The sequence below is a fragment of the Seonamhaeicola marinus genome (assembly GCF_008085455.1).
Genome location: NZ_VSDQ01000142.1, coordinates 1 through 373, shown reverse-complemented (window position 1 = coordinate 373; position 373 = coordinate 1). Strand labels below are relative to the sequence as shown.

At 23.6% G+C, this 373-nt stretch carries 1 protein-coding gene; it reads right to left on the bottom strand.

The window, feature by feature from the left end:
- A partial coding sequence (locus tag FUA24_RS24920; protein WP_222861296.1) for a hypothetical protein occupies positions 1–373 on the bottom strand: 373 nt, incomplete at both ends.

Here is a 373-nt window from a genome sequence, read left to right as displayed (position 1 = left end):
TTGCCTTAAAAAAACTCTTTTTAACTCAATAATGCTAGAAAAATTAGAATTCTTCATAAGATCTTCTTGTACTGCATTAATATACTTATGATTTAAAACAACGGCTTTAAAATTTATTTTTTGATGTGTTAGTACCTTAAGACAAAATTCTGTGATAAATGTATTTTCTTTACTACAAATTAACTTCCAAAAATTAGCATACATTGTTTTTAGATTTTCTCTATGTAAATTAGACTTTTCTGTATCTACATGAATTTGATTTGTTAAACTATTTTCATGTTTTCTATAATTGTAAAGGAGTTTATTTACATGTGTATACTTACTATGCACTAATGCTCTTAACCAAAAATCATAATCTTCAACTAAAAACAAA